The organism is Vibrio sp. Vb0304, from assembly GCF_033338995.1.
Taxonomy (GTDB): Bacteria; Pseudomonadota; Gammaproteobacteria; order Enterobacterales; family Vibrionaceae; genus Vibrio; species Vibrio alginolyticus.
Genome location: NZ_JAWOTT010000002.1, coordinates 248,286 through 272,524 on the forward strand (window position 1 = coordinate 248,286; position 24,239 = coordinate 272,524).

The 24,239-nt window shown below is 44.3% G+C and carries 25 protein-coding genes and 1 riboswitch; of the genes, 22 read left to right on the forward strand and 3 right to left on the reverse strand.

Features of this window, described 5'->3' with window-relative positions; genetic code table 11:
- Positions 1 to 47: 47 nt before the first annotated feature.
- The gene (locus R7P35_RS06120; protein WP_017635163.1) at positions 48 to 1,049 is read right to left on the reverse strand and encodes an AraC family transcriptional regulator; all 1,002 of its coding nucleotides are present in this window, start codon (positions 1,047 to 1,049) and stop codon (positions 48 to 50) included.
- A gap of 107 nt (positions 1,050 to 1,156) precedes the next feature.
- Here R7P35_RS06120 and R7P35_RS06125 point away from each other — a divergent pair, with 107 nt between their 5' ends.
- From R7P35_RS06125 to R7P35_RS06190, 14 genes are all read left to right on the forward strand, one after another.
- Positions 1,157 to 1,483, forward strand: a complete 327-nt coding sequence (locus R7P35_RS06125; protein ID WP_017635162.1) for an MFS transporter — start codon at positions 1,157 to 1,159, stop codon at positions 1,481 to 1,483.
- Positions 1,483 to 2,706, forward strand: coding sequence for an HlyD family secretion protein (locus R7P35_RS06130; RefSeq protein WP_017635161.1), 1,224 nt, complete (start codon positions 1,483 to 1,485; stop codon positions 2,704 to 2,706). Before R7P35_RS06125 ends, R7P35_RS06130 begins: the two co-directional genes overlap by 1 nt.
- Positions 2,707 to 2,807: 101 nt before the next feature.
- Entirely contained in the window at positions 2,808 to 4,130 is a 1,323-nt protein-coding gene (locus R7P35_RS06135; protein WP_017635160.1) for an ABC1 kinase family protein, read from the forward strand.
- Between the two features lie 112 nt (positions 4,131 to 4,242).
- Positions 4,243 to 5,589, forward strand: coding sequence for a magnesium transporter (locus tag R7P35_RS06140; protein ID WP_017635159.1), 1,347 nt, complete (start codon positions 4,243 to 4,245; stop codon positions 5,587 to 5,589).
- An 805-nt stretch (positions 5,590 to 6,394) separates the two neighbouring features.
- Positions 6,395 to 7,633 carry a cytosine permease gene (codB, locus tag R7P35_RS06145; RefSeq protein ID WP_042522679.1) on the forward strand — a complete coding sequence of 413 codons (1,239 nt, stop codon included), beginning with the start codon at positions 6,395 to 6,397 and terminating at the stop codon, positions 7,631 to 7,633.
- A 9-nt stretch (positions 7,634 to 7,642) separates the two neighbouring features.
- Positions 7,643 to 8,920, forward strand: a complete 1,278-nt coding sequence (locus R7P35_RS06150) for a cytosine deaminase (RefSeq protein ID WP_042522680.1) — start codon at positions 7,643 to 7,645, stop codon at positions 8,918 to 8,920.
- Positions 8,921 to 9,168: 248 nt separating this feature from the next.
- The gene (locus tag R7P35_RS06155; protein ID WP_017819864.1) at positions 9,169 to 9,807 is read left to right on the forward strand and encodes an HD domain-containing protein; all 639 of its coding nucleotides are present in this window, start codon (positions 9,169 to 9,171) and stop codon (positions 9,805 to 9,807) included.
- Positions 9,808 to 10,566 (forward strand): helix-turn-helix domain-containing protein, encoded by a 759-nt coding sequence (locus R7P35_RS06160; RefSeq protein ID WP_042522681.1) that lies wholly within the window; start codon positions 9,808 to 9,810, stop codon positions 10,564 to 10,566.
- Between the two features lie 146 nt (positions 10,567 to 10,712).
- Positions 10,713 to 12,566 (forward strand): MFS transporter, encoded by a 1,854-nt coding sequence (locus tag R7P35_RS06165; RefSeq protein ID WP_318091867.1) that lies wholly within the window; start codon positions 10,713 to 10,715, stop codon positions 12,564 to 12,566.
- Positions 12,567 to 12,683: 117 nt separating this feature from the next.
- On the forward strand, positions 12,684 to 13,301 hold the full coding sequence (locus R7P35_RS06170; RefSeq protein ID WP_042522683.1) for a cob(I)alamin adenolsyltransferase/cobinamide ATP-dependent adenolsyltransferase: 618 nt from the start codon (positions 12,684 to 12,686) through the stop codon (positions 13,299 to 13,301).
- A gap of 104 nt (positions 13,302 to 13,405) precedes the next feature.
- Positions 13,406 to 13,546: riboswitch (FMN riboswitch) on the forward strand.
- Between the two features lie 113 nt (positions 13,547 to 13,659).
- Positions 13,660 to 14,316, forward strand: a complete 657-nt coding sequence (gene ribB / locus R7P35_RS06175; RefSeq protein ID WP_005373655.1) for a 3,4-dihydroxy-2-butanone-4-phosphate synthase — start codon at positions 13,660 to 13,662, stop codon at positions 14,314 to 14,316.
- Between the two features lie 104 nt (positions 14,317 to 14,420).
- Complete coding sequence (locus R7P35_RS06180) at positions 14,421 to 14,966, forward strand: glutathione peroxidase (protein WP_042522684.1); 546 nt, start codon at positions 14,421 to 14,423, stop codon at positions 14,964 to 14,966.
- A gap of 10 nt (positions 14,967 to 14,976) precedes the next feature.
- On the forward strand, positions 14,977 to 15,420 hold the full coding sequence (locus R7P35_RS06185; protein WP_042522685.1) for a DUF3429 domain-containing protein: 444 nt from the start codon (positions 14,977 to 14,979) through the stop codon (positions 15,418 to 15,420).
- A gap of 152 nt (positions 15,421 to 15,572) precedes the next feature.
- Complete coding sequence (locus R7P35_RS06190; RefSeq protein ID WP_005373664.1) at positions 15,573 to 15,818, forward strand: hypothetical protein; 246 nt, start codon at positions 15,573 to 15,575, stop codon at positions 15,816 to 15,818.
- A 70-nt stretch (positions 15,819 to 15,888) separates the two neighbouring features.
- Here the strand turns inward: R7P35_RS06190 and R7P35_RS06195 are convergent, their stop codons facing one another.
- On the reverse strand, positions 15,889 to 16,488 hold the full coding sequence (locus tag R7P35_RS06195; protein ID WP_005373667.1) for a thiol:disulfide interchange protein DsbA/DsbL: 600 nt from the start codon (positions 16,486 to 16,488) through the stop codon (positions 15,889 to 15,891).
- An 83-nt stretch (positions 16,489 to 16,571) separates the two neighbouring features.
- Entirely contained in the window at positions 16,572 to 16,952 is a 381-nt protein-coding gene (locus R7P35_RS06200) for a hypothetical protein (RefSeq protein WP_005373669.1), read from the reverse strand.
- 278 nt (positions 16,953 to 17,230) lie between these two features.
- Here R7P35_RS06200 and R7P35_RS06205 point away from each other — a divergent pair, with 278 nt between their 5' ends.
- From R7P35_RS06205 to R7P35_RS06240, 8 genes are all read left to right on the forward strand, one after another.
- A complete protein-coding gene (locus tag R7P35_RS06205; RefSeq protein WP_005373671.1) occupies positions 17,231 to 17,527 on the forward strand; it encodes an isoamylase early set domain-containing protein in 297 nt (98 codons plus the stop codon).
- A 213-nt stretch (positions 17,528 to 17,740) separates the two neighbouring features.
- On the forward strand, positions 17,741 to 18,454 hold the full coding sequence (locus tag R7P35_RS06210) for a response regulator (RefSeq protein WP_005373673.1): 714 nt from the start codon (positions 17,741 to 17,743) through the stop codon (positions 18,452 to 18,454).
- Positions 18,454 to 19,752, forward strand: a complete 1,299-nt coding sequence (locus tag R7P35_RS06215) for an ATP-binding protein (protein WP_042522686.1) — start codon at positions 18,454 to 18,456, stop codon at positions 19,750 to 19,752. Before R7P35_RS06210 ends, R7P35_RS06215 begins: the two co-directional genes overlap by 1 nt.
- Before the next feature lie 119 nt (positions 19,753 to 19,871).
- On the forward strand, positions 19,872 to 20,264 hold the full coding sequence (locus R7P35_RS06220) for a glycine zipper family protein (protein ID WP_005373677.1): 393 nt from the start codon (positions 19,872 to 19,874) through the stop codon (positions 20,262 to 20,264).
- 127 nt (positions 20,265 to 20,391) lie between these two features.
- Complete coding sequence (locus R7P35_RS06225) at positions 20,392 to 20,748, forward strand: diacylglycerol kinase (RefSeq protein ID WP_017635149.1); 357 nt, start codon at positions 20,392 to 20,394, stop codon at positions 20,746 to 20,748.
- A gap of 21 nt (positions 20,749 to 20,769) precedes the next feature.
- The gene (locus tag R7P35_RS06230; protein ID WP_005373681.1) at positions 20,770 to 22,425 is read left to right on the forward strand and encodes a phosphoethanolamine transferase; all 1,656 of its coding nucleotides are present in this window, start codon (positions 20,770 to 20,772) and stop codon (positions 22,423 to 22,425) included.
- A 123-nt stretch (positions 22,426 to 22,548) separates the two neighbouring features.
- Complete coding sequence (locus R7P35_RS06235; protein ID WP_042522689.1) at positions 22,549 to 23,481, forward strand: Gfo/Idh/MocA family protein; 933 nt, start codon at positions 22,549 to 22,551, stop codon at positions 23,479 to 23,481.
- A gap of 218 nt (positions 23,482 to 23,699) precedes the next feature.
- Positions 23,700 to 24,131, forward strand: coding sequence for a YccF domain-containing protein (locus R7P35_RS06240; protein ID WP_005373685.1), 432 nt, complete (start codon positions 23,700 to 23,702; stop codon positions 24,129 to 24,131).
- Positions 24,132 to 24,239: the final 108 nt, after the last annotated feature.

The following is a 24,239-nucleotide window of genomic DNA, read 5'->3' on the forward strand; positions in this document are numbered from 1 at the left end:
TTTTTTGAGGGCTTTTATTGCTTGTACTCATAGAAATAAGTGGAGCACTACTTCTCTAATCTTCCCATATACTGCTTGGGCGTTAATCCACGATGTTTCTTAAACATACGATTGCAGCTCGCCACATTGGTGTAACCAAGGCGCGTGGCAATGTCATCAATACTCACGCGCTTACTCAACAAACCAGCTGCAATATTACTCAATACATAGCCAGAAACCGTCGAAAAATTGAGCCCTAATTTATGCAAACGACGTTGAAACTGCTGTTCAGATAAATCAAGCAGAGAAGACACGCGCTCTAACGTTGGCAATCCATAATGGCTGCTGTAATTCACCACTTCATAAATCACTTTCAACTCATCTTCTGGGTCGGGCATATTAAGCAAATCATCCAAATCGGAAAAACTCATCGCTAGACGGCTGTCTTCTCGATGGCTCACTTGGCGAGAAGCTAGTCGGTCATCTCCCGGGATCCATATCTCTGTTTTTGGCTGACTCCATTCCACCTCGCAGCCGAAATATTCCCGGTATCGCTCAGTATTTTTTCTCGAGCCTGAAACCTTGACACGTAAAGGCTGGTAATCTTTGCCAAGAAATTCGCGTAACACCTTAATCATAAATACCGCACAGCGGATACTATCGTGCACCTTTACTGACGTTTCTATAAACGGGTTGTGGTAAGTCCATTTGATGATTTTACCCGACTGTTCGCCAGCAAAAAACGCCCCTGATTGTAGGTTGCTCACACCATAATTCACTCGCCGAATGGTACTGGCTAAATCATTGCCGGAGAATAACCAGCGCCCCACTGGCCCTAGCTTTTGCAGTTCAATACCTCGGCTGAGACTCAACACCACATCCGGGTCACCACTGGCTTGTTCAACACAACGGTACCATTCCGCAACGGCTTTTAGCGGGATCAGTGTCATTGGGTTACGAAACACCGATGCTGGGATCCCTAACTCATCCGAGTCCAAATTGTATTTAGATAACGCGAGGTTATGCATGTTTAGAATGCCCATCGCGCGAATAAACCGAACCGTTTTCATAACCAATCACATCAAATTTAATCCTGTAGTGATTGAATCTGTCACAAAGAAAGCCGCAAATCAAATTCAGATCACAATACGCCAACAGTTTGATAGAGGAGTGTTTAATGAGTTTACTGAGTGTCCCGTTTGTCGGTACAGGCGCAGATACGGCGTTACATGTTGTCGCTGCTGTCGTTTTAATTGCGAGTGTCGCGGGCGCGTGTTACGGCTTTTGGAAAATCCATGAATTGCCTATCAATAAAGCACACAGCAAAGACCATCATCAGATAGGGCTCATCACTGCGCTGACCTGGATAGGGTTTGTCTGGCACTGGGTTTGGGTGCTAGCCGTGATCTTTGCATTCGTTGATATGGAAAAAGCCATCATCAATCTGCGTGATACATGGAAAAGTAAACCGCAAACAGAAACACAGCCAAAAGAGGAAGCATAATGTTAGAAGGTTTAGCGGTATGGGCACTCTTCATCTATCTGTTGCGTTTGGTTGGCATGCCTTGGAACAAAGCAACCAAATCGTTCGCTTATCTTGGCGGCTTGGGTTGGCTAATGTTCGTCTGGGTAGGTTTGATTAACTTCACCCCGATGGATTTATCCGGCGGTTCTGTCGTGCAGTCGCCACACATCCAATTGCGTCCAGATTCAACCAATGTAAAAGGTAAAGTTGACCACATTTACATTGAGCCGAATCAGCAAGTTAAAGAAGGTCAGCTCATTTATGAACTTGACCCAACGCAATACAACATCGCATTAAATCAAGCGAACGTATCCGCTGATTCTGCTCGCGTTGCATTAGCTACAGCAATAGGCGACATCGAGATTGAAGAAGCTAACCACGAAGCGCTAGTGCAAGATCTAGAAACATCAAAGAGCCAGTTGGAAGCGGCGAAAGTTGACTACAAATTGCAGAAAAAGATGCTAGTTCGCTATGTTGAGCAAAACCGAGTGGTGCAAAACACCATCACGGAAAGCGACATCGACAAACAGTCGAGCACAGTAGACATGGCTCGCCACAATGTGTTGACTCTTGAATCTCAAATCAAGAAGAAACAAGTCGATATTTCACGTGCGAAGCTGGCGATTCATAAAGCGGAGTTAGCGGTTGAAACGAAGCAGGCTGAATTGCGTCAAGCGGAAGAGCAAATTGCAAAAGCACAATGGGATTTGAACAGCACCAAAGTGCATGCACCTAGTGATGGCTTTGTAACTAACTTTATCCTGCGTGAAGGTCAGCGCGTATCAGCGATGCCACGTATTAATATGTACACCAACGAGAAGTACGTACTGATGCGAGTGAACCACCAAGCGATTCGTAACATCAAACCGGGTCAGCCAGCGGAATTCTCTTCGTCCGTTTACCCAGGTAAGATCTTCTCAGCGACCGTCGAAGGCATTGTTGAAGCAACAGGTGAGTCACAAGGTAATCTACTGGGTTTCGATGATTCCGTACGTGTCACCACTGGAAAGAACTTACAGAACAAACACCACTTTGTTCGTCTTAAGATTGATGAGCCAGAAGGCTACGACATCCCTGTTGGCTCTGTTGGCCTCGCATGGGTCAGCGGTGAAAAACCGATAGGCTTCATGGCCTTCTTAGATGTGATTCGCGGGATCATCATCCGAATGAAGTCTCAACTGTACTTCTTCTACTCTATCTAAACTCGCAAACCGCCAGTTACGCTGGCGGTTTTCTTTTCATTTGTATCCAAACATATCCTTTTCCCGTATAACAATTAGTTAGTAAATAGCGGAGAAGATTCATGTCGGCAAAGGAAAGAAGCCTACCTACCCATCGCATCTCAAGATTCAGCAAGTTCGCTTCACTTGCTACCCGTGTCGCAGGCAATGTGATTGCAGAAGGCACGAAGCAGATAGCCAAAGGCAACAAACCAAAAGCGAAAGACCTCTTGCTGACGCCACAGAACATCGCGCGCTTAACTGACCAACTTGCTCACCTGCGTGGCGCTGCAATGAAGCTTGGTCAAATGCTATCAATGGATGCTGGTGATGTTTTAGAACCTGAACTTGCCGATATTCTTTCCCGTCTTCGTTCCAACGCAGACCCAATGCCTGCAAAACAACTCAACGCAGTAATGGAAAGTTCGCTAGGAACGAATTGGAAAGCTGAGTTTCTGTCATTTAACTTCAAACCAATCGCCAGTGCATCAATAGGACAAGTGCACCAAGCCTACAGCGATGCGGGCGATAACCTAGCCGTCAAAGTGCAATATCCGGGCATACGGAAAAGTATCGATAGCGACGTCGATAATGTCGGTACACTGCTCAAGGTCGTTGGGTTGATTCCCGAGTCTGTCGACTACAAAGGATTGCTCGAAGAAGCGAAAAAGCAGCTACATGACGAGGCCGATTACGCACGAGAGGCACAATTTGCCATTCGTTATCATGACGCTTTGAAGGAGCACCCTCATTTTGTGGTGCCCAAGATTCATACTGAAAGTTGCTCAGACTCCGTTCTCGCGATGGAATTCATTGATGGTAGCCCGATTGAGCAAATCGAACATTATGATCAGAGTACGCGAGATTTTGTCATGCACAGCCTACTCGAATTACTGTTCAGGGAGCTGTTCGAATTTAAGATGGTACAAACCGACCCAAATTTCGCCAACTACTTATATATCGAAAACACTCGTCAAATCGGCTTGCTAGATTTCGGGGCCACTCGAGAGTACAGCGAGCGGTTCAGCACTGGTTATCGCCAAGCTTTCGCATCTGTCGTTAACAATGACGAACAAGGCTTGAATAATGCGCTTGAACAAATAGGCTTCTTCAGCCAAACCATCCTTCCAGACCAACGCCAAGCGATTCTCGATCTAGTGAAAATGGCATGTGAACCGATGTTAGTTGATGAGCCTTATGACTTTAAAGCCAGCGGCTTAGCACAAAAGCTTCGCGAGGCTGGCACCATTCTAAGCATGGAGCAAGAATACTGGCATACTCCACCAGCAGATGCCCTATTTTTACACAGAAAAATCGGCGGAATGTACTTGCTGGCAGCCCGTATTGGCGCAAAAGTGAACATTCGCCAATTGGTACAGCCATATCTCACCATCAACAGCGAATAGCCTATTGTTTTTCTGTTACTTTCAAGTACCTTGAGCAAGGTTAAGGTGCATAGTTGTGCATCTCAATAACATGCCATACTTCCATAAAACGAATTAACTATCGGGGTACTCGGTGAGCAAGTTTCAAGATCTCTCCACTCTAATCCAGCAAATTGGCCAAGCCGAAGAAGCGGATCAAGTCGCAACGCTCAATGAATCTATTGAAGCGGGCCTCGAGCCCGGCGCGGTTGCCCTGATTCTAGAAGCCTTTCCAATCGACGATCGTGTTCGCTTATGGCGAGCTTTACCACTAGAGCTACATATCGACGTGTTAACGGAAATGCGTGCGGACGTACGTTTCTCTATCATCAACGCGTTATCTGAAGTCGAGCTAAAACTCACTCTCGCTAAACTCGACAACTTATCGCTCATCGAATGGGCCGATTCGTTACCAGAGTCGATCATAAACGAAGCGCTCTCGTTGATAGAAAAAGATGAGTTGGAACTTTACGATCAAGCAAACGAGTATGCTGATGAAGAACTCGGCCACTGGGCTGAACGTAAGATCATCACTCTTCCCTTCAACATTACGATTGGGACAGCTAAGCAGTTAATGGAGCGCTATAGCTACGACACGCCTCAACAGGTATATCTGATTAATCGTAATAAACAGTATCGTGGAACGGTCAATTACTTCGATATCTTACGTGGTGACCCCGATATTCGCTTAAAAACACTCGTTATTGAGGCAGTGACGGTTCTAGACAGTAAAATGATGCTTCCTGAAGCGGTAGAGGCATTAGAACACAGCACACTGCCCGCTCTCCCTGTAACTGATGCAGACCAAACACTGATCGGTGAAGTCGATTGGCAGTTTGCATTGAGTACACAGCGTGAAATCTACGAAGCACGTTTGATGGCCGGTACAGGTATGGATGAAGGCGATGACTTGTTTGCGCCAGTATTAAAAAGCTCGCAAAAGCGCGGTGTTTGGTTAGGCATCAATCTGCTTACTGCGATTTTGGCGTCTGTCACTATCGGACTATTTGAAGATGTAATTGCGCAGGTGGTGGCTTTGGCGGTGCTCATGCCAATTGTTGCATCCATGGGGGGCATTGCTGGCAGCCAAACGCTCACTCTAATGATTCGTGCGATGGCGCTTAATCAGATCACCCCAGGTAACCGCTTCAAGCTTTTGAAAAATGAGTTGGGTATTGGCTCTCTGAACGGCATTGCTTGGGCGTTAATCATCGGCGGGCTCGCCGGATTGTGGTTTCAATCTCCGGTTCTTGGGGGAACCATCGCGCTGGCCATTATCGTCAATATTATTACCGCAGCTTTATTTGGTGTGCTGATTCCCATTATTCTGGATAAGTTTAAATTGGACCCCGCTTTGGCTGGCTCGGTGATTCTAACAACAGTGACAGATGTAGTTGGTTTTTTCGCCTTTTTAGGAACGGCGAGTTTAGTCATGCTTTAAAAGGTTCATTGTTTATTAATCAATCATTAGCATAATAGAGTCAAATTGCATAACGCAGTTGCAAATTGCAAACATTACTCAAACTTTAAGCAACGCATGTCACAGAAACTACGTATTTTAGGGCATATTAAAGTTGGCACAGTAACTGCATTATATAAATCGACCCTTCTTAAGCCGAGGGTCACCTAGCCAACTGACGTTGTTAGTGAACTTGATTTTGTTCACATGTATATAAGCCAATCGCACTCTTTGCGGTTGGCTATTTTTTTATGTGGCTATTGCCCTCTTATCCTCTGACCGAGCTCGGTTGTACTTTTCTTACCCACAACAGATTGTTTACTGTTTATAAAATTCAAATATTCGCCCACTAAACCATTAGAAATGCCAGCTTCAACAAAAATAAATCACCTACATAAAATAAAACCAAGAAAACACACCCAAGAAAAGAACAAATAACGTCCAAACCAAAAACCTCATCATGAAATCGTTTTCCTTTAATAGAAATCGACTGAACAATCCAGAGTTATAGATAAATTTAATCCATAAAAACAAATAGCAATTCAAAACATTAATTTCACATAGAAAACCTGTCTATAAATCATAGAAAATACGTAAAAACAAACTTTCCACTTTTAGAATTTAAAAACCAAACCATTGTTATTAAAAGAAAAAATACACATAAAAAACCAAGCAAACGTTTAAATTGCAATTTTATCATTGACTATTAAATTTACATCACGATAATACGCGCCGTTTGCCTGAAATCAGGTGCTATAATTTAATGTTTCAATGTGCGGAGGTAATAATGGCTGGAGACAATAATTACAGTCTTGGACCAGTTCCCAACACGGCCAGAAAAGGCGTGGCATCACTTACAATGGTGATGTTAGGACTCACTTTTTTCTCCGCAAGTATGTGGACTGGGGGTTCTCTCGGTACTGGGCTCTCCTTTAATGATTTTTTCCTCGCTGTTCTCATCGGTAACCTAATCCTCGGTATTTACACTTCTTTCCTCGGTTACATCGGCGCTTCTACTGGTCTCTCTACTCACCTTCTTGCTCGTTTCTCTTTTGGTTCTAAAGGCTCTTGGCTTCCTTCCGCTCTTCTTGGTGGTACTCAAGTCGGGTGGTTTGGAGTTGGTGTCGCGATGTTTGCGATTCCGGTGCATAAAGCAACGGGCATCGATACCAACACGTTGATCCTTGTATCCGGTTTGCTCATGACCGCGACCGTTTACTTTGGCATCTCCGCACTGATGGTGTTGTCAGCAATTGCCGTTCCTGCCATTGCGCTACTTGGCGGCTACTCTGTCATCGAGTCAGTAAATAGCGTTGGTGGTATTGGCGAACTACAACAAGTTCAACCAACCGAGCCACTCGATTTTTCAATAGCTCTCGCGATGGTTGTCGGCTCTTTTGTCAGTGCTGGTACATTAACGGCGGATTTCGTACGCTTTGGTAAAAAGCCGCGCAGCGCCGTGATGATCACCATGGTGGCATTTTTCATCGGTAACTCGTTAATGTTTATCTTTGGCGCGGCAGGTGCGTCGGTGACGGGTCAATCAGACATTTCTGAAGTGATGATCGCGCAAGGTCTTCTTATTCCAGCTATCATCGTTCTTGGCTTGAACATCTGGACGACCAACGACAACGCGCTCTACGCATCGGGTCTTGGATTTTCCAACATCACAGGCTTACCAAGTAAATACATCTCAATGGCGAACGGTCTTGTTGGCACACTTTGCGCTCTCTGGCTCTACAATAACTTTGTTGGCTGGCTGACCTTCTTATCTTTGGCAATTCCACCGATTGGCGGTGTGATCATCGCTGACTTCTTCACGAACCGTAAACGCTACGCAAACTTTGAAGCCGCCCAATTCCAAAACGTTAACTGGGCTGGCATTATCGCTGTCGTGATTGGCGTTGGTGCGGGACACTTCCTGCCTGGCGTAGTGCCGATTAACGCTGTACTTGGCGGCGCAATTAGCTTCCTGATTCTTAATCCTATTCTCAACAAAAAAGCACTGGCTACACAGCCAGCGTAAGGAACCATCATGACAACACTACTGATCAAAAACGTAACGCTAAAAGGACAAGAAGGTCTGCAGCAAATTTTGATTGAAGATGGTCAATTCAAGCGCATTGAAAGCAACGATGTGGAGCTTAGTCATAACGGTGACATCATCGATGCTGAAGGCGGTATGGCGGTTGCGCCTTTCTGCGAGCCACACATTCACTTAGATACAACTCAAACCGCAGGTGAGCCAAGCTGGAACATCTCTGGCACATTGTTTGAGGGTATTGAACGTTGGGCTGAGCGCAAAGAAATGCTGTCGATTGAAGACGTGAAAGCGCGCGCAAAACAAACCTTAAAATGGCAGATAGCAAACGGCGTACAACACGTTCGTACCCACGTCGATGTTTCAGCCCCTACCCTAATTGCCCTAAAAGCGATGGTAGAAGTGCGTGAAGAGATGAAAGAATGGGTAGATATCCAAATCGTCGCCTTCCCGCAGGAAGGAATTCTCTCTTACCCAAATGGCAAAGAGCTGCTAGAAGAAGCCGTCAAATTAGGTGCGGACGTGATTGGCGCGATTCCACACTTTGAATTCACACGCGAATATGGCATTGAATCGCTGCACTACGTATTCGAGTTAGCGAAAAAATACGACCGCCTGATCGACGTGCATTGTGATGAAATCGATGACGAACAATCTCGGTTCGTTGAAACACTGGCAGCATTAGCGCACAAGTTTGATATGGGGAATAAAGTCACGGCCAGTCACACCACAGCGATGGGTTCCTACAACGGTGCATACGCATCTCGCCTGTTCCGTTTATTACGCATGTCCGGTATCAACTTCGTGGCAAATCCATTGGTGAACATTCACTTACAAGGCCGTTTTGATGATTACCCAAAACGTCGCGGCGTAACACGAGTGAAAGAGATGCTGAATGCCAACATCAACGTCTGCTTTGGACACGATGATGTATTTGACCCTTGGTACCCACTAGGCACTGCAAACATGCTGCAAGTGCTGCATATGGGTCTGCACGTGTGCCAGGTGATGGGTTACGACCAAATCAACAACTCACTGGATCTGATCAGCACCAATTCAGCACGTACACTGAACATTCAAGATAAGCACGGCATTGAAGAAGGCAAACCTGGTAGTTTACTGATTCTTCCCGCAGAAAATGGTTTTGACGCAGTACGTCGCCAAGTGCCGGTTCGTTACTCTGTTCGTCACGGTAAAGTGATTGCAGAAACACAGCCTGCGACAACTCATATTCATCTTGAACAAGCAGAGCAAGTAACGTTCAAACGCTAAAAAGATCGGCGAAACGAAAAAGGCCTGACGACATCGTCAGGCCTTTTTTCTACTGGTAAACATCACTGCTCGCTCTGTCTATTCTTGTCTCATAAACCACTGAACACATTGAAAGGCCATATAAAACGGCTGAGTACCAAACGTTGCACAAGGTTCTGGTGGCTGAATCTCAATTACACCATCGCACTTGGAAATTATTCTAAGCGTTGGGCATACTTCTGACTTCATTTTAGTTGTAGATATGAACCATGACGTCATTAAGCCAGATAGAACCGCAATTTTTGGAATTTATGCAGCAAGAGATGCAAGTAGATGCAGCTCATGATCTAAAACACGTAAAACGCGTGGTCAAAACAGCGAAACAGCTCTGCAAAGAAGAAAATGCAGACATCGCGATTGTATTACCGGCTGCCTATTTGCATGATTGCTTTACTTACCCGAAAGATCACCCAAATCGCAAAGAGAGCTCAATCATCGCAGCCAAAAAAGCGGTCGCATTTTTAGAGAGTATCGATTATCCGCAGCAATATCATGATGCCATTGCTCATGCGATAGAGGCACACAGCTTTAGCGCAAACATCAGGCCAAATACGTTGGAAGCTAAAATCGTCCAAGATGCCGACCGTCTGGACGCTTTAGGCGCAATTGGCGTGACGCGATGCATTCAAGTCAGCACTCAATTTAACGCGCAACTTTACAACGACAGCGATATATTTGCCGAAGAACGTGAACTTAACGATAAACAATTCACTCTGGATCACTTTCAAACCAAGTTATTCAAAATCGCTGAAACCATGAACACGGAGTCAGCGAGACGCGAAGCGCAAAAACGCAAAACCTTTATGCAAACGTACCTAGAGCAGTTACACGACGAGGTAACAGCGTAAATGTCAGAAAGCTATACGTTAATTAAAGAGCTTAAACGCCAACTAAAGTTAGCTGGGCTGCATTATGCGGATGTTGCACAACACCTTAATTTAAGTGAAGGAAGCGTCAAACGTTTACTCGCTGAAGGTCAGCACATTAGCCTTGAGCGCTTAGAACGAATTTGCCAATTGATTGGTTTAGAAATGGCGGAACTATTTAAGCTCGCGGCTGCGCACAATAAAGGTCTAGAGTCTCTAACGTTAGAGCAAGAAAAGCAGCTGGTTGACGATAAAGCCCTGCTGCTCGTGGCGATCTGTGTTGTAAATGGCTATCAGTTTGAACAAATCGTTCAGCAATATACCTTCAATGAGTTGGAACTGGTGCAAAAGCTTGCTCATTTGGATCGGCTGAACATCATCGACTTGCAGCCAAATAACAAAATTCGTTTGCGTATATCTCCGACATTTAAGTGGCAGATGGGCGGCCCTATTCAACGGTTCTTCCAACAGCAAGTTCAAGACGCCTTTTTCCAAAGTTACTTTTCTGGTGAAGATGAAAAGTTCTCCATGGCAACAGGATTGATGAGTGTACCAACCAACAAGAAGCTACAACAGAAACTGCAAAAGGTCATCGATGAGTTTTATCAGGCTTGCCAAAGTGATAGCTCTCTCGATATGGACGAAAAACACGGCACCTCTCTGATTATTGCGATGCGTCGCTGGACGTTCCCTTTATTTGAACCATGGGAAAGAAAACTCACCAATAAGTCTCGCAATTAGTAACTCAATAAACAAATGGAAATAAAAGTAACGAATTTCGTTACTTTTGGTGGCATGCAACGTCACTTGAAAGAGAAAGCTGGTTTAATCGTTCATTGAGCATAAAGTGCTCCCATCTCATTCGACTTTGTTTAATCGGGGCCCGTATGTTTTTCTCAAAACGCTTTTTTCCTTACTTTGTGACGCAATGCCTTGGCGCACTCAATGACAACATCTACAAAAACGTTCTGTTATTGATGGTGACATACAGCCAAATTGATAACCTACCAATATCCGTCAATCTATTCGTTAATTTGGCGGCAGGCTTATTCATCCTACCTTTCTTTCTATTCTCAGCGCATGCTGGTGCCGTCGCTGACAGCATGGACAAAGCCAAATTAATCCGACGTCTAAAGCTCATCGAACTAGCTATCATGTCTTGCGCAGCAACCGCTATTGCCACCCAAAGTGCCATGCTGATGCTGGTTCTGCTGTTTATGACAGGCACTCAATCGGCCTATTTTGGTCCCGTGAAATACGCCTTGTTACCACAAGCGCTCAAACCAAATGAGCTTGTTAAAGGAAATGCTTGGGTTGAAATGGGCACGTTTCTTTCGATTCTTATAGGTACTCTTAGCGCAGGCCTGCTGCTAGCCATTCCTAATGGTGCCTTGATTGCTTCTTGTACCGTGATTGCCTTGTCTTTGCTTGGGTTCATGAGCAGCGTGAATATTCCAACGATGCCTAGCCAATCAAATGACAAAGCGAAGTTTGAACCGATTTCTGGTTTAAAGAACACGTTAAAAGTGGCAAAAAAGCAGAGAGGCATCTGGATGTCTATTCTTGCCATCAGTTGGTTCTGGTTCATGGGTGCGACTTACCTAACTCAATTCCCTAACTTCGCACGCGAACATTTGTTTGCAGACAGTACTGTCGTTTCTTTACTGTTGGCATTGTTTTCCATTGGTATCGCTACAGGCTCTTGGTTGTGTGAAAAGCTCTCTTTCAACCACGTTGAGCTTGGTATTTTGCCATTCGGTATCCTTGGACTGACAGTGTTTGGCGTCGACTTGCTATGGGCAGTCCCAAGTTATCCATCACTTCCGGTGCACTTTTATGATGTGCAAAGCTTCGTTGCTGAATCAAAACATCTGCGCGTCATGATTGACCTGTTCCTTGTTGGTGTAAGCGGCGGTGTCTTTATTGTTCCTCTTTATGCGTTCATCCAATCGCGTTCAAACAAAGGGGAATGTGCACGTGCCATTGCTGCTAACAACATCATGAATGCATTGTTTATGGTGGTGTCTGCTTTGGTTTCGATCGTTGTACTCAGCGTACTAGAGCTTTCTATTGTGGAACTGTTTGCCATGATGGCAATAGGTAACTTCTTCGTGGCAGTCTATGTCTATCGTCAAGTACCGGAATTCACACAACGCTTTATCAGTTATTTACTCAGCCATTGTATGTATCGTGTGTCTGTAAAGGGGCGTCAACATATTCCTGAACAAGGTGCTGTGTTAATCGTGGCTAACCATGTTAGCTATGTCGATGCGTTGATTTTGATGGGAACCTCTACTCGCCCGGTTCGTTTTGTGATGGACAAGTCCATCAGCGAGCTACCTGTTCTTAAATATGTATTCCGTCATGCCGGTGTTATCCCGATCTGTTCTCCACGTAAGTGTGCCGACACTTACCGACGAGCATTTGAACAGATTGAACAAGCACTTTACGACGGTGAGGTTGTCTGTATCTTCCCTGAGGGTCGTTTAACGTCTAACGGTCAATTGGGTGAGTTTCGCCCTGGTGTAGAGAAAATCCTTGAACGTAACCCTGTTCCTGTCATCCCTATGGCGTTAAAAGGGCTTTGGGGTTCTTTTTTCAGCCATAAAGGCGGACATGCTCTCACAAAACGACCGACTCGTTTTTGGTCAAAAGTGGATGTTGTTATCGGTGAAGTGTTAAGTCCTGCGTCTTTAAATCGTCATCAATTGCAACAACAAGTACAGGATTTACTGGGCTGAGTCGCTTGCTACAGCAGTCAAACTTTGCAGCAAAACGTAAATATGCACCACAAAGCACAAGTAGTTTCTTGTCAATTAGAGTAGGATATCTACGACGTCATAAATCTAGGAGGTATTATGAAAATCATCATCTTACATGGTCTTTATATGCATGGGCTGGTCATGCAGCCTCTTAGCCAAAAGCTGAGAAAACTCGGATACGAAACGCAAGTACTCAGCTATAACACTGTTGCTATCGATGAGTCTTCACTGTTTGATTCTATTGATCATTCGCTTAATCCACTGACCACAAACGTGCTCGTGGGACACAGCTTGGGAGGCTTGATGATTAAGCGCTATCTCGCCAACAGAAAACCGAGCACTAACTTAATCTCTCATGTTGTCGCTATCGGTTCGCCTCTTAAAGGCGCGTCCATTGTAGGCCGAATTCAAGATCTCGGATTGGGTACAATTTTAGGCAATTCGCCACACCACGGATTAAACAAACATGATGACGCTTGGGATCTCCCTCAAAAACTCGGCAGTATCGCAGGAACGATGCCGATTGGTGCTCGCCCATTGTTGATCCGTAATGACAACACCATGTCGGACGGTACCGTTACCGTGGAAGAGACAAGACTGGACGGTATGCAAGATCATATCGAAGTGAAGCAAACGCATACGAGCCTGATTTACAACACCTTCGTGCCGCAGCAGATTGATCACTTTATTCGCACAGATTATTTCCGTCGATAGCACACTTTTCCATCATACAGATGGAATCGACTTTCCAAGCTATTCAGTTCGCAGTACTATCCTAGCTCCACTTCTTCACAACTTGGATGAAGTGGTACATTTTTAATTGTTCTCAGGGCGGGGCGAAATTCCCCACCGGCGGTATACTTTTTCAAGTGAGCCCGCGAGCGCTCGATTCGTCGAGGTCAGCAGATCTGGTGAGATGCCAGAGCCGACGGTTATAGTCCGGATGAAAGAGAATAAGAATACACCAGCATAGCGAGTCAGATCGCTAAGAATGCTGGTGCACTTCTTTTTGATCGTATTTTACGGCGATCTCTCATACCGCCCTGATTCTGGTGAAATTTAGGAGTTAACCATGAATCAGTCATCACTACTTGCCGAATTCGGCGACCCAATTACTCGCGTTGAAAACGCACTTATCGCTTTAAAAGAAGGCCGTGGAGTACTGCTTCTTGATGATGAAGATCGCGAAAACGAAGGCGATATCATTTATTCAGTCGAGCACCTCACTAACGAGCAAATGGCATTGATGATCCGCGAATGTAGCGGCATCGTTTGTTTGTGCTTAACAGATGCTCAAGCAGACAAACTGGAACTGCCTCCAATGGTGGTAAACAACAACAGCGCAAACCAAACCGCATTTACGGTTTCTATTGAAGCGAAAGTTGGTGTAACAACGGGTGTTTCAGCAGCAGACCGCGTAACGACCATTAAAACGGCGGCAAACCCGCACGCAAAACCGGAAGATCTTGCTCGCCCGGGTCACGTATTCCCTCTGCGCGCACGTCCAGGTGGTGTAATGACTCGCCGTGGTCACACAGAAGGTACGATTGATCTGATGCAAATGGCAGGGCTTCAACCCGCTGGCGTACTGTGTGAAGTGACCAATCCAGATGGCACGATGGCAAAGGCACCGGAGATCGTAGCATTCGGTCGCCTGCACAACATGCCGGTACTGACGATTGAAGACATGGTAATGTACCTGAACCAGTTCGAGTTGAAACTGGCATAGTCAGATCTCAGCTCTTGAAAAAGCCGCGCATTTGTGCGGCTTTTTTGATCGTTCCTCTTTGCACTTAAGTAGTTATACTTATTGAAAACAAGGGGAACAACACCATGAAAGGATTACTGAACTTCGCCGCTCTCGTTAGCTTTCTCTCCATGAATTCGCTTGCTCTTGCATCTGAGTGCCCTGATATTCTTCAAGGTAAGCAAAGGTTGTTAAACTCAACGGAAGAAGTCGATCTATGCGAAAGCTTTAAGGGAAAGACACTACTAATCGTCAATACAGCAAGCCAGTGCGGCTTCACTCCTCAGTTTGAACAGTTAGAAACCATCTATCAAACTTACAAAGACCAAAACTTCACCGTTATCGGTTTCCCGAGCAATGACTTTCGACAAGATAGAGGAAGCGAAACAAACACAGCGAAAGTCTGTTATCTCGATTACGGGGTCACCTTTCCAATGATGGCTCGCTCTTCAGTATTAGGTGTAGATGCGAACCCAGTCTTCAACCAGATTACTAACCAAGCAGGCATAAAACCAAAATGGAACTTCTACAAGTTTCTAATTAGCTCTGAAGGTAAAGTTATTGCTACTTTTCCAAGCTCCACATCACCGACAAGTACTACGCTTACCAATATGATAGAGCAACAATTATAAGGTGACGACCATGACAACACGCTCAACCATGCTACAACTCGGTTACTTAGGCCTGGTTCCATTTGTGTTTAGTTTAGGGCTGATTTTCACTGACATCTCATTCTTCAATTTAAGTGGTCAGCAATTTTTCATCGCATATAGCGCCGTTATATTAAGTTTTTTATCCGGCATCCTTTGGGGTAATGGCATTGAGCATTACTACCATCGCCTTAGCCGAAATATATTAATTCTCAGCAACCTTTTTGTCTTACTGGCTTGGGGCGCATTACTGCAGGGCCACAAACATTACGCAGTCGCAACCCTACTCTTAGCAATTGGGTACCTTGCTGTTTGGTATGCAGAAAAGCTCGTGAGGAAAGTCGAACAAGACGCCGAGCCCAAGGGATATCAAGGAATGAGGAGCAAACTGACCTTCGGCGTAATCGTAATGCACGGATTGGCTTTAGTTTCATAACCTGGTCTGTCCAGTACTAAGATCACAAAAAAACGTCTTTTTATAAAACAATGTTCATTTCGTGAATGCACACATATTTTGAACACTGTTTTGTTTCATTTATGAACCAATCCACATATAAGTAATTCAAAGCATTCACAAAGGATATGAATATGTTTTTTCGCAAACTTTTGTTTAGCACTGCGATGATCAATGCAACGACAGGTTGCGTGTCTTACCAAGCACAACAAGCCGCCGCTCAAACAGTAAATAATACAGGAGCCGTGCTTACCAATGTGATTAAAACCACGATTGCTCAGCCATGTAATGTTGCAATCACTGCTGCTAGCTTGTTTTATCCGCATGCCATATTTATGACTAGTGTTCCGACTCAAGCATGTACAAGCGTTCTTAGATAATACGAAAGTGATAAGCATAAAAAATGGCGACTCTACCGTCGCCATTTTTAAGCTTCAATGCTATTTACAGTTACAGCGTCAATAAGTAGTTAACTAATTGATTGTACTCGTCGTAAGTACGAATTTCGTTGGCCAAAACAATGTATTTATTGTTCACAACCACACCCGGAACCCCTCTCAACGTGCTGGCAGAGAATTGCTTATCAAAACCTTTCTGCATTGAGTTTACGGCGAAACTATTGTACGCCGCATCAAACTTCTTACCTTCGACGCCATTATCAACGAACAGCTGTTTCAGCTCAGCTTCGTCTTTTGGCGCTTGTCGCTTTTGATGAATTTGGGCAAACATAGCAGGAATCATTGTATCTTCAACTCCTAGCGACACCATCGTCGCGTAGGACTTGGCCATCGGAATCGCCATATCTCCGCCCATGAACCCCACATGTACCTTTTCAAACTTTGCCTCTTTTGGCAGAGCAGGTTTTAAACGCTCAATAAGCGACTCAAACTTGTAGCAATGTGGGCAATAAAAAGAAAAGAATTCCGTCACAACAGGTTTCGATGCTTTCTTAACATCCAGAACTTTGTAGTGCTTCCCTTCTTCAAATTGCGCTGCATGAGCGGTAAAAGTCAGTAAAAGTGCACTACATAAGGCAAGTAGTTTTTTCATTGTTTATTTCCTTATGGCATTCAAATGCCAAATCATTTCATTTGGTAAAAAGGGGGAAACCCCAAGTAATTTGAGATGAGGAATTAAACAATCGGAGGACGATAAAGTTTGGTGATCACTGTCACTACTTTTTCGACTAGAGGCCTATCAATCAAGGCAAGGCTATAAGGAAGAAGCAGTAAGTCGTTTTGAGATAAGTTGGCGGGAATTTTGACCATGCAGGAAGAGCTACAACTCGTGTGAGATTGTTGTGCCTTATTGATGGCTGACTCATCGTGATGTGATTCTACGCAGTCGTCATTGACGCCAAGTTGTTTGTGCAGAGCAGCCTGTTGAACAATAAGATCGCGTACTTCAATTGTTTTCATCGGAGCGGAAGCCTGCGCCACAGGAGCGACACTACTCAAAAGCATAGCAACTAAGCAAACTATCGCAGTCAACAATGTACGGTTAAACTTCAACATAGCTACATCAAGGAAAATGGTGATTTAAGATAATACATGATAACGATTTGACTTCAAGATACGGACTCTCGGCTCGCTAACAAACTCTGTTCTTTGACCATTTTAGGCTAGTGAATTTTCTCTCTAACGCTCCCTCAGTACACGAAACCAGCACAACGAGCTATTCACCGTTCGGATACTCCCCTCATCAGATACCAGCAACAATTCGATAAAACTTGAAATCATTATGAAACACGAGTAATAGTTAGAACGGTTTTTGTACGAACAAGGAAAGATCAATGCTTAAAAAAAGATTCTTTAAGACAAAAGATGAAGTCGAAGTCACGTTCGAGCTAGATAAAGATCAGTGGGACTCTGTCCAAATTGCTGGAGACTTCAACAACTGGCAGCCAGAACCGATGAAATTAGTGAAGAAAAGTCGTCAGTTTAAATTTAAAACCCGCTTACCTAAAGCGCAGAATGTTCAGTTCCGTTACTTGCTCGATGACGCGAAGTGGGAAAATGACCCACAAGCTGATGCTTACGTTCCAAATGCATTTGGCAGCGACAACAGCGTCGTGTGTACCACCGAATAAGCGGTAATTTCGCTTTAAGATTCCATACCTAGGCGCAAACGTTGCGCCTTTTTGCATCTCTCTAAATGTGATAGGTGATTAGATTTAAATTATTAATTGGCAATTTTATCCAATTAACTCATCCGATAACCTTATTCTGAGAAAGCTTTATTTGAAATAATTCGTAAATTTGTTTAAGTTCCATTGATATTAAATATTGTATACATCACTTAAATGAACGCACAACAAATCAAACCATCTCTAATCATTGTGGAAGACGATCCCAAATTACAAACTATGTTGGGAGAGTATTTTGTTGAACAAGGTTTTCAGGTCAAATGTATCGACAATGGGACGGACGCACCTAATGCGATTATTGACACACAACCAGACGTGGTGCTGTTAGATTTGATGCTACCCGGACAAGATGGTCTGAGTGTATGTCGTCAAATCCGAGAATGCTACAAAGGCAAAGTGTTGATGCTAACAGCAAGTGATGATGACTTCGATCATGTCGCCGCATTAGAAATAGGCGCAGATGACTTTGTTACTAAACCCATCAAACCTCGCGTATTGCTGGCTCGTATTCGCATGCTATTAAGAAGAAAAGAGGCGGCGCCTACCGAGTCCGAAAACGGCCTACAAATTGGTGTTCTGTGTTTAAACCGATTGCGTAAATCGTGCGTAATGAACCAAGAAGAAATTGCGCTGACAGACGGCGAGTTCGATTTGTTGTGGGTTCTTGCAACGCATGCTGAAAAAACACTATCACGCGAGTGGCTGACCAAAACACTGCGTGGTATTGAATACGATGGAACAGACCGCACCATTGATAATCGCATAGTGACACTGAGAAAGAAGCTAGGCGATGCTTCTTGCTCACCACAAAAAATCATTACCGTTCGCGGCAAAGGCTACCTATTTATGCCTGATGCATGGAATGAATAATGAGACGGATTTATCTGGAAAGCTTTGTTGGCCTTATCATTCTGTTTATGGCTAGCTTGTGGGGATACGAGTTCTTAGTTTATGAGATCAACACAGATTATGACTACCTGTTACAAGAGCATGAGGGTCAAGCTTTTCACGATCTGATCTACCCTATCTATAAAGAACACGGATTAGAATATACTCAACAACAGTTGGAACAATTTGCCACATCAAGCCATCGTTTGTTGGTGCCTCATACGCTTGAAGAGCTTCCAACAGACATCAAAAAGGCGTTTGAAAATGATACCTCCGTTAACGTCGCTTACGATGAAGAAAGGGATATCTGGTTCCGCCTAGATGCGAGCACGCCTATCTTTAAAATGAGCGATAATCCGAATAGCCCTGTGGTTAAAGCTGCCAACTTTGATGACAATATCGTTTGGTTGTTCTTTTTAGCTGGATTTGCTCTGTATTGCATATTGTTGATCTGGTTCTTAAGCCGTCGGATTCGAGAGCTAGAGAGAGTGACCGTTGAGTTTGCCTCAGGTAACTTCAAGGCTCGAGCTAGTACCTCAAGCGCTAAGTCTGTTGGGACGTTAAACAAAAGCTTTAACACGATGGCCGATAAAGTATCTCGCTTGATCACTAGCAATAAAATGCTAACTAACGCCGTTGCACATGAATTGCGTACCCCAATCTTCCGCTTACAATGGCAAGCAGATTTGTTATCGGATTCAACCTTAACTGAACAACAGAAAAAGTATGTTTACAGTATCGTCGAAGACATTGACGAGATGGAAGAAATGGTTGAAGAATTGCTTTACTACGCAAAGATGGAGCGTCCTGACACAGCATTACAAACTCAAGAAGAAGTCGTCCTATTCAACTTAGTCAAAGAATTACGACAGAGATGGCAAAAAGAGACTACGCTCGCTATCTCGCTTCAAGAAGTAAACTCAGAAAACGTTCTCGCGTTTGCTGACCCAAAATTGTTAAAGCGAGCCTTAGATAACTTGCTGCGCAATGCAATGCGGTACGCAGATAAGCAGATTTTAGTGGAGATAAAACACGATCAGCACCGCTGCTTCATCAATGTTCATGATGATGGCATAGGTATTGAAGAAAAGCATTGGCCTCATCTATTCGAACCATTTTACAGCGCGGATGAATCTCGCAACAAAAAGACGAGCGGGTTTGGGCTCGGTTTGGCGATTGTCAGACAGATAATGGAGCTTCAACGTGGAGAAGTTTCGATTTGCCATAGCCCACTTGGAGGAGCTTGCTTCACACTTAGCCTCAAAAAATCAGACAGTTAACTTAACCTTCCTACCCCGTTTACAGAAGACGACACTTCAATACACTCAAGCGACAGAGCCCAACAATAAAACAGTGTACATTTAATCCATAAGATTCACACACTAAATGGATAGTACTCATGTATAAATCTTTTATCCTGATTATGGCGCTTACTTCTACGCTTACAGCTTGCGCCTACAACCAAAAACCTGTCGTCGACATGACCAATGTTGACCCTAGTACATATGAACAAGACTTTCTTTACTGCCAAGGCTATGCAGAAAATGTCGACAAATCAGAGGCAGCGAAATCTGAAGCCACTAATGGGGCAGTTACAGGCGCATTGATCGGCGCAGCTGCTGGTGCGCTAGAAGACGGATTAGGTGGAGCGGCTGTCGGTGCTGCTGCCGGCGGTGCTGTAGGAGCTGGAGCTGGTGCTTTGAGTGGAACAAATGATTCAACCAAAACCCAATCTCTCGTATTGCGTAAATGTCTCCAGAACAAAGGCTATACCGTCTACGATCTTGATTAAATAAGCACTTTTCTTAAATTATCGCGCGATGGATTCTATTCACAAATGTTTCACGCTGTAACGATTAATCTCGTTACCTCTCTGGGATATGTGTTCCATCCCAATGCTTAAATAGTAAGGTCATATTTTGAAGCCAGGTAAAACAGGTATACGCCGTGTCATGGATGCGACCGGCTATTCATTTCAAGGATTGAAAGCCGCATGGACACACGAAGCCGCTTTTAGACAAGAATTGATTCTCGCCTTGGTGCTTTCCGTCTGTGCTTTTTTCCTTCCTGTCACCACATACGAAAGAGTGCTGATGATCAGTAGCCTGTTCTTGGTATTGATCGTCGAACTCATTAATTCCGCCGTAGAAGCGGTTGTCGACCGTGTTAGCGATGACTGGCACGAGCTCAGTGGTAGAGCCAAAGATATTGGTTCAGCAGCAGTATTTGTTGCGTTAACTCTTGCCCTTTTTATTTGGGCTTCGTTCTTGCTCTAATTTTTATTCAAGACACTCATTATGAAGACACATGATTTACAACAGAGAGGTATCTCTTACGTTACCTTTACTTTCCTGTTGGCGCTGTATTTCGCTCTCGTCGTAAACATCCCTATTTATAAAGAACTGATCGGCATCTTTACACACTTAGATAATGTCAAGATTGGATTTATTATCACAATACCAATTTTCTTTCTTGCCGCGCTCAATTTCCTTTTTAATTTATTTAGTTGGCCTTGGATCGGCAAGCCGTTCTTTATAATTTTAATCATTGTTTCAAGTATGGTGAGCTACGCAAGCTATAACTATGGCACACTTTTCGATTCTGGAATGATTGCCAATATTGTTGAAACCGATTCGAGCGAGGCGAGTTCTTACCTGAGTGCTCACTCTGTAATTTGGACGCTGATTATGGGAGTTATCCCAGCGATAATTATCTTTAAGGTCAAGCTGCAATCTCAACGTCACCAATTACTGTACTTCTCTGTTACCAAATTAGTATCGATGCTGTCGTCGCTAGCTGTCATCGCCGTCATTGCCAGCGTGTACTATCAAGACTACGCATCTGTAGGGCGCAACAATAGCCACCTAAAAAAAATCATCATACCCACCCAGTTCGTTTACAGCGCGACCGGGTATGTGAAGGAGAAATATTTCACCACGCCAGAGCCATATCGAGAAATCGGCACAGATGCAAAGCAGTCAGATAGCGCCGTACAGCAAGCACAGCGCAAACCAACACTACTGGTTTTTGTCGTAGGAGAAACCGCTCGAACGCAGAACTACCAACTCAATGGCTATACACGAGAGACAAACCCTTATACTAGTAAACTGGATGTTATCTCATTTCAAGACGTCGCGTCTTGTGGCACCGCGACTGCTGTATCTGTGCCTTGTATGTTTTCACAGCTCACGCGAAACGAGTTTGAACGCACCAAAGCGGATAACCAGGACAATGCTCTCGATATAATGCTGCGCGCTGGGGTTGACCTCATTTGGAAAGAAAATGACGGTGGGGATAAAGAAGTAGCCCACAAGATCAAGAAAATTGAAGTGGATCGAAAGCAAGTAAACCCTATGTGTAATGGCCAAACTTGTTACGACATGGCGCTATTAGATCATTTTGATCAGGAAGTCGCGGATATGCACGGTAACCGAGTGGTCGCCATGCACCTTATAGGAAGCCACGGTCCGACCTACTTTCAGCGTTACCCAAGAGACAACGCCTTCTTTAAACCAGACTGTCCACGTGCAGACATCGAAAACTGTAGCATCGAACAAATAGTGAACACATATGACAATACAATACGCTACACCGATCTTGTATTGGCAGAAACCATCAAAAAACTTAAAGCGTTAGAGTCTGAGTATAATACCGCGCTAATTTACATATCGGATCACGGTGAGTCACTAGGCGAAAACGGATTGTTCTTACATGGTATGCCTTATGGCCTTGCACCAGATTTCCAAAAACGTGTTCCTTTGATTATGTGGCTGTCTTCGGGCTTTAAACAAGCGAAGCAGATCAATACCGACTGTTTGTATAAACAAGCACAGAATGCAGGCCAATACTCACATGATAACGTGTTCCACTCTTTATTAGGCATTATGGATGTACAAACTCAAGCCTACGATAGCAAGTTAGATATATTCAAAGCCTGCCGAGCCGTTTCCTAAATCATTCAATAAAGCCTGGCTCAAAGTGTGAACCAGGCTTTTTCTAACAAGGTATTTAAACTCATCGCCACGCCAAGCGTTATACTGACAGTCCGCGATCCATACATCGAGATAAGGACTAGGATGAAAATTGGTATTATTGGTCTAGGGGATATCGCTCAGAAAGCGTACCTTCCTGTTATCACTCAGCTTCCAAATATCGAACTTGTATTTTGTACCCGCAACCCAAACACACTTGAGAGCCTGGCTAAGCAGTATCGAATCTCAGAGATCTGCCAAGACTACCAGCAACTTCTACACTTTGGCGTCGATGCCGTCATGATTCATGCGGCAACAAGCGTACACCCTCAAATAGCGGCATTTTTTCTGCAGCATGGAATTCCAACCTTTGTCGACAAACCATTAGCGAACAGTGCTGATGACGTGGAAAAGCTGTACGACATTGCCGAAAAAGAGAGACAGCCACTCTATGTGGGCTTTAACCGTCGTCACATTCCACTTTACAACCAACATATGCCACAAGTGCAGCAAGGCAACATATATGACTTAAAGTCGCTACGCTGGGAAAAGAACCGTCACCAACTACCGGGGGATGTTCGTACCTTTATATTTGATGATTTTATTCACCCATTAGACAGCGTTAACGTCACAGCCAAAGCCGATCTAAAAGATGCTTATGTAACTCATCAACTTGAAGGTGGTCAGTTGGCGCGTTTAGATATTCAGTGGCAACATGGAGATACTTTGCTCCACGCCTCGATGAATCGCCACTTCGGTATCACTACAGAGCGCGTTCAAGCTTGTTATGCAAACAAGGCAGTTGAGTTCGACTCCTTCGTTGAAGGCAAACTATGGCAAGCTAACCAAGAGCAAAAAATCAATTTGAAAGACTGGACGCCAATGCTGACGAGTAAAGGTTTCCATTCGATGTTGCTCGATTGGTTTGGCGTCGTTGAGTCTGGAAATATTGCTGATGAAGTAGTAACACGCAACATTGCCAGCCATCGATTGGCAGAGCAAATTTGTCAATATCTCGAGAAAGTTGTCTCTAGATAATGCGATTCTTGGCTATATGCTTGATTGAGTATTACGCTCTATACTAAAAAGACTTGCCTTAGGGAAGGCATTCATTCTCTGTTAAGACTACGGCGATTATTCTATCAATCAGGTGAATGAGGGCACAAAAGCACACATCGACAAAACAGACGGTTTAGATTTGTTTTACGGTGCTCTCAGGTATCTGAATCATCACATTCAAGAATAAAGGAAATAGAATGAGAACACTTGGTAACATCATTTGGTTTGTATTTGGTGGCGTATTTATGGGGTTGCTATGGTGGTTTTTTGGTATTTTGGCCTTTATTAGCATCATCGGAATACCTTGGGGGCGTGCGTGTATCGTTATGGGTAATTTTTCCTTTTTCCCATTCGGTAAAGAGGCCATCTCACGCGATGAATTGACCAATGAAATGGACATTGGCACGAGTCCGCTCGGCGTTATTGGTAACGTCCTTTGGTTTGTATTTGCAGGCCTTTGGTTAGCTATCGGTCACGTACTTTCTGCCGCAGCATGCTTTGTCACCATAATCGGCATTCCGTTTGCGCTCCAACACCTCAAGCTAGCGGTTATTTCACTCGCACCAATTGGTAAAACGGTTGTATCGTCAGAAGAAGCTGCAATGGCTCGATACAACATCAATCGTTAGCAAAAAGCTAATGCGCTTTCTATCCTCTGGGCAGTCATGCTCAGAGGGTAACGCCCGTCAAAAGTAAGCCTATAATCGCTATCGCATATTCAATAATGGCTGATTGTA

Bases quoted from the DNA above. Each gene is read 5' to 3' on its own strand.
- R7P35_RS06130 (WP_017635161.1), top strand. From the start codon at position 1,483: ATGTTAGAAGGTTTAGCGGTATGGGCACTCTTCATCTATCTGTTGCGT.
- R7P35_RS06155 (WP_017819864.1), top strand. From the start codon at position 9,169: ATGACGTCATTAAGCCAGATAGAACCGCAATTTTTGGAATTTATGCAG.
- R7P35_RS06160 (WP_042522681.1), top strand. From the start codon at position 9,808: ATGTCAGAAAGCTATACGTTAATTAAAGAGCTTAAACGCCAACTAAAG.
- R7P35_RS06200 (WP_005373669.1), bottom strand. From the start codon at position 16,952: ATGTTGAAGTTTAACCGTACATTGTTGACTGCGATAGTTTGCTTAGTT.
- R7P35_RS06135 (WP_017635160.1), top strand. From the start codon at position 2,808: ATGTCGGCAAAGGAAAGAAGCCTACCTACCCATCGCATCTCAAGATTC.
- R7P35_RS06205 (WP_005373671.1), top strand. From the start codon at position 17,231: ATGCTTAAAAAAAGATTCTTTAAGACAAAAGATGAAGTCGAAGTCACG.
- R7P35_RS06220 (WP_005373677.1), top strand. From the start codon at position 19,872: ATGTATAAATCTTTTATCCTGATTATGGCGCTTACTTCTACGCTTACA.
- codB (WP_042522679.1), top strand. From the start codon at position 6,395: ATGGCTGGAGACAATAATTACAGTCTTGGACCAGTTCCCAACACGGCC.
- R7P35_RS06230 (WP_005373681.1), top strand. From the start codon at position 20,770: ATGAAGACACATGATTTACAACAGAGAGGTATCTCTTACGTTACCTTT.
- R7P35_RS06210 (WP_005373673.1), top strand. From the start codon at position 17,741: ATGAACGCACAACAAATCAAACCATCTCTAATCATTGTGGAAGACGAT.
- ribB (WP_005373655.1), top strand. From the start codon at position 13,660: ATGAATCAGTCATCACTACTTGCCGAATTCGGCGACCCAATTACTCGC.
- R7P35_RS06165 (WP_318091867.1), top strand. From the start codon at position 10,713: ATGTTTTTCTCAAAACGCTTTTTTCCTTACTTTGTGACGCAATGCCTT.
- R7P35_RS06170 (WP_042522683.1), top strand. From the start codon at position 12,684: ATGAAAATCATCATCTTACATGGTCTTTATATGCATGGGCTGGTCATG.
- R7P35_RS06125 (WP_017635162.1), top strand. From the start codon at position 1,157: ATGAGTTTACTGAGTGTCCCGTTTGTCGGTACAGGCGCAGATACGGCG.
- R7P35_RS06240 (WP_005373685.1), top strand. From the start codon at position 23,700: ATGAGAACACTTGGTAACATCATTTGGTTTGTATTTGGTGGCGTATTT.
- R7P35_RS06185 (WP_042522685.1), top strand. From the start codon at position 14,977: ATGACAACACGCTCAACCATGCTACAACTCGGTTACTTAGGCCTGGTT.
- R7P35_RS06235 (WP_042522689.1), top strand. From the start codon at position 22,549: ATGAAAATTGGTATTATTGGTCTAGGGGATATCGCTCAGAAAGCGTAC.
- R7P35_RS06190 (WP_005373664.1), top strand. From the start codon at position 15,573: ATGTTTTTTCGCAAACTTTTGTTTAGCACTGCGATGATCAATGCAACG.
- R7P35_RS06120 (WP_017635163.1), bottom strand. From the start codon at position 1,049: ATGAAAACGGTTCGGTTTATTCGCGCGATGGGCATTCTAAACATGCAT.
- R7P35_RS06150 (WP_042522680.1), top strand. From the start codon at position 7,643: ATGACAACACTACTGATCAAAAACGTAACGCTAAAAGGACAAGAAGGT.
- R7P35_RS06215 (WP_042522686.1), top strand. From the start codon at position 18,454: ATGAGACGGATTTATCTGGAAAGCTTTGTTGGCCTTATCATTCTGTTT.
- R7P35_RS06180 (WP_042522684.1), top strand. From the start codon at position 14,421: ATGAAAGGATTACTGAACTTCGCCGCTCTCGTTAGCTTTCTCTCCATG.
- R7P35_RS06195 (WP_005373667.1), bottom strand. From the start codon at position 16,488: ATGAAAAAACTACTTGCCTTATGTAGTGCACTTTTACTGACTTTTACC.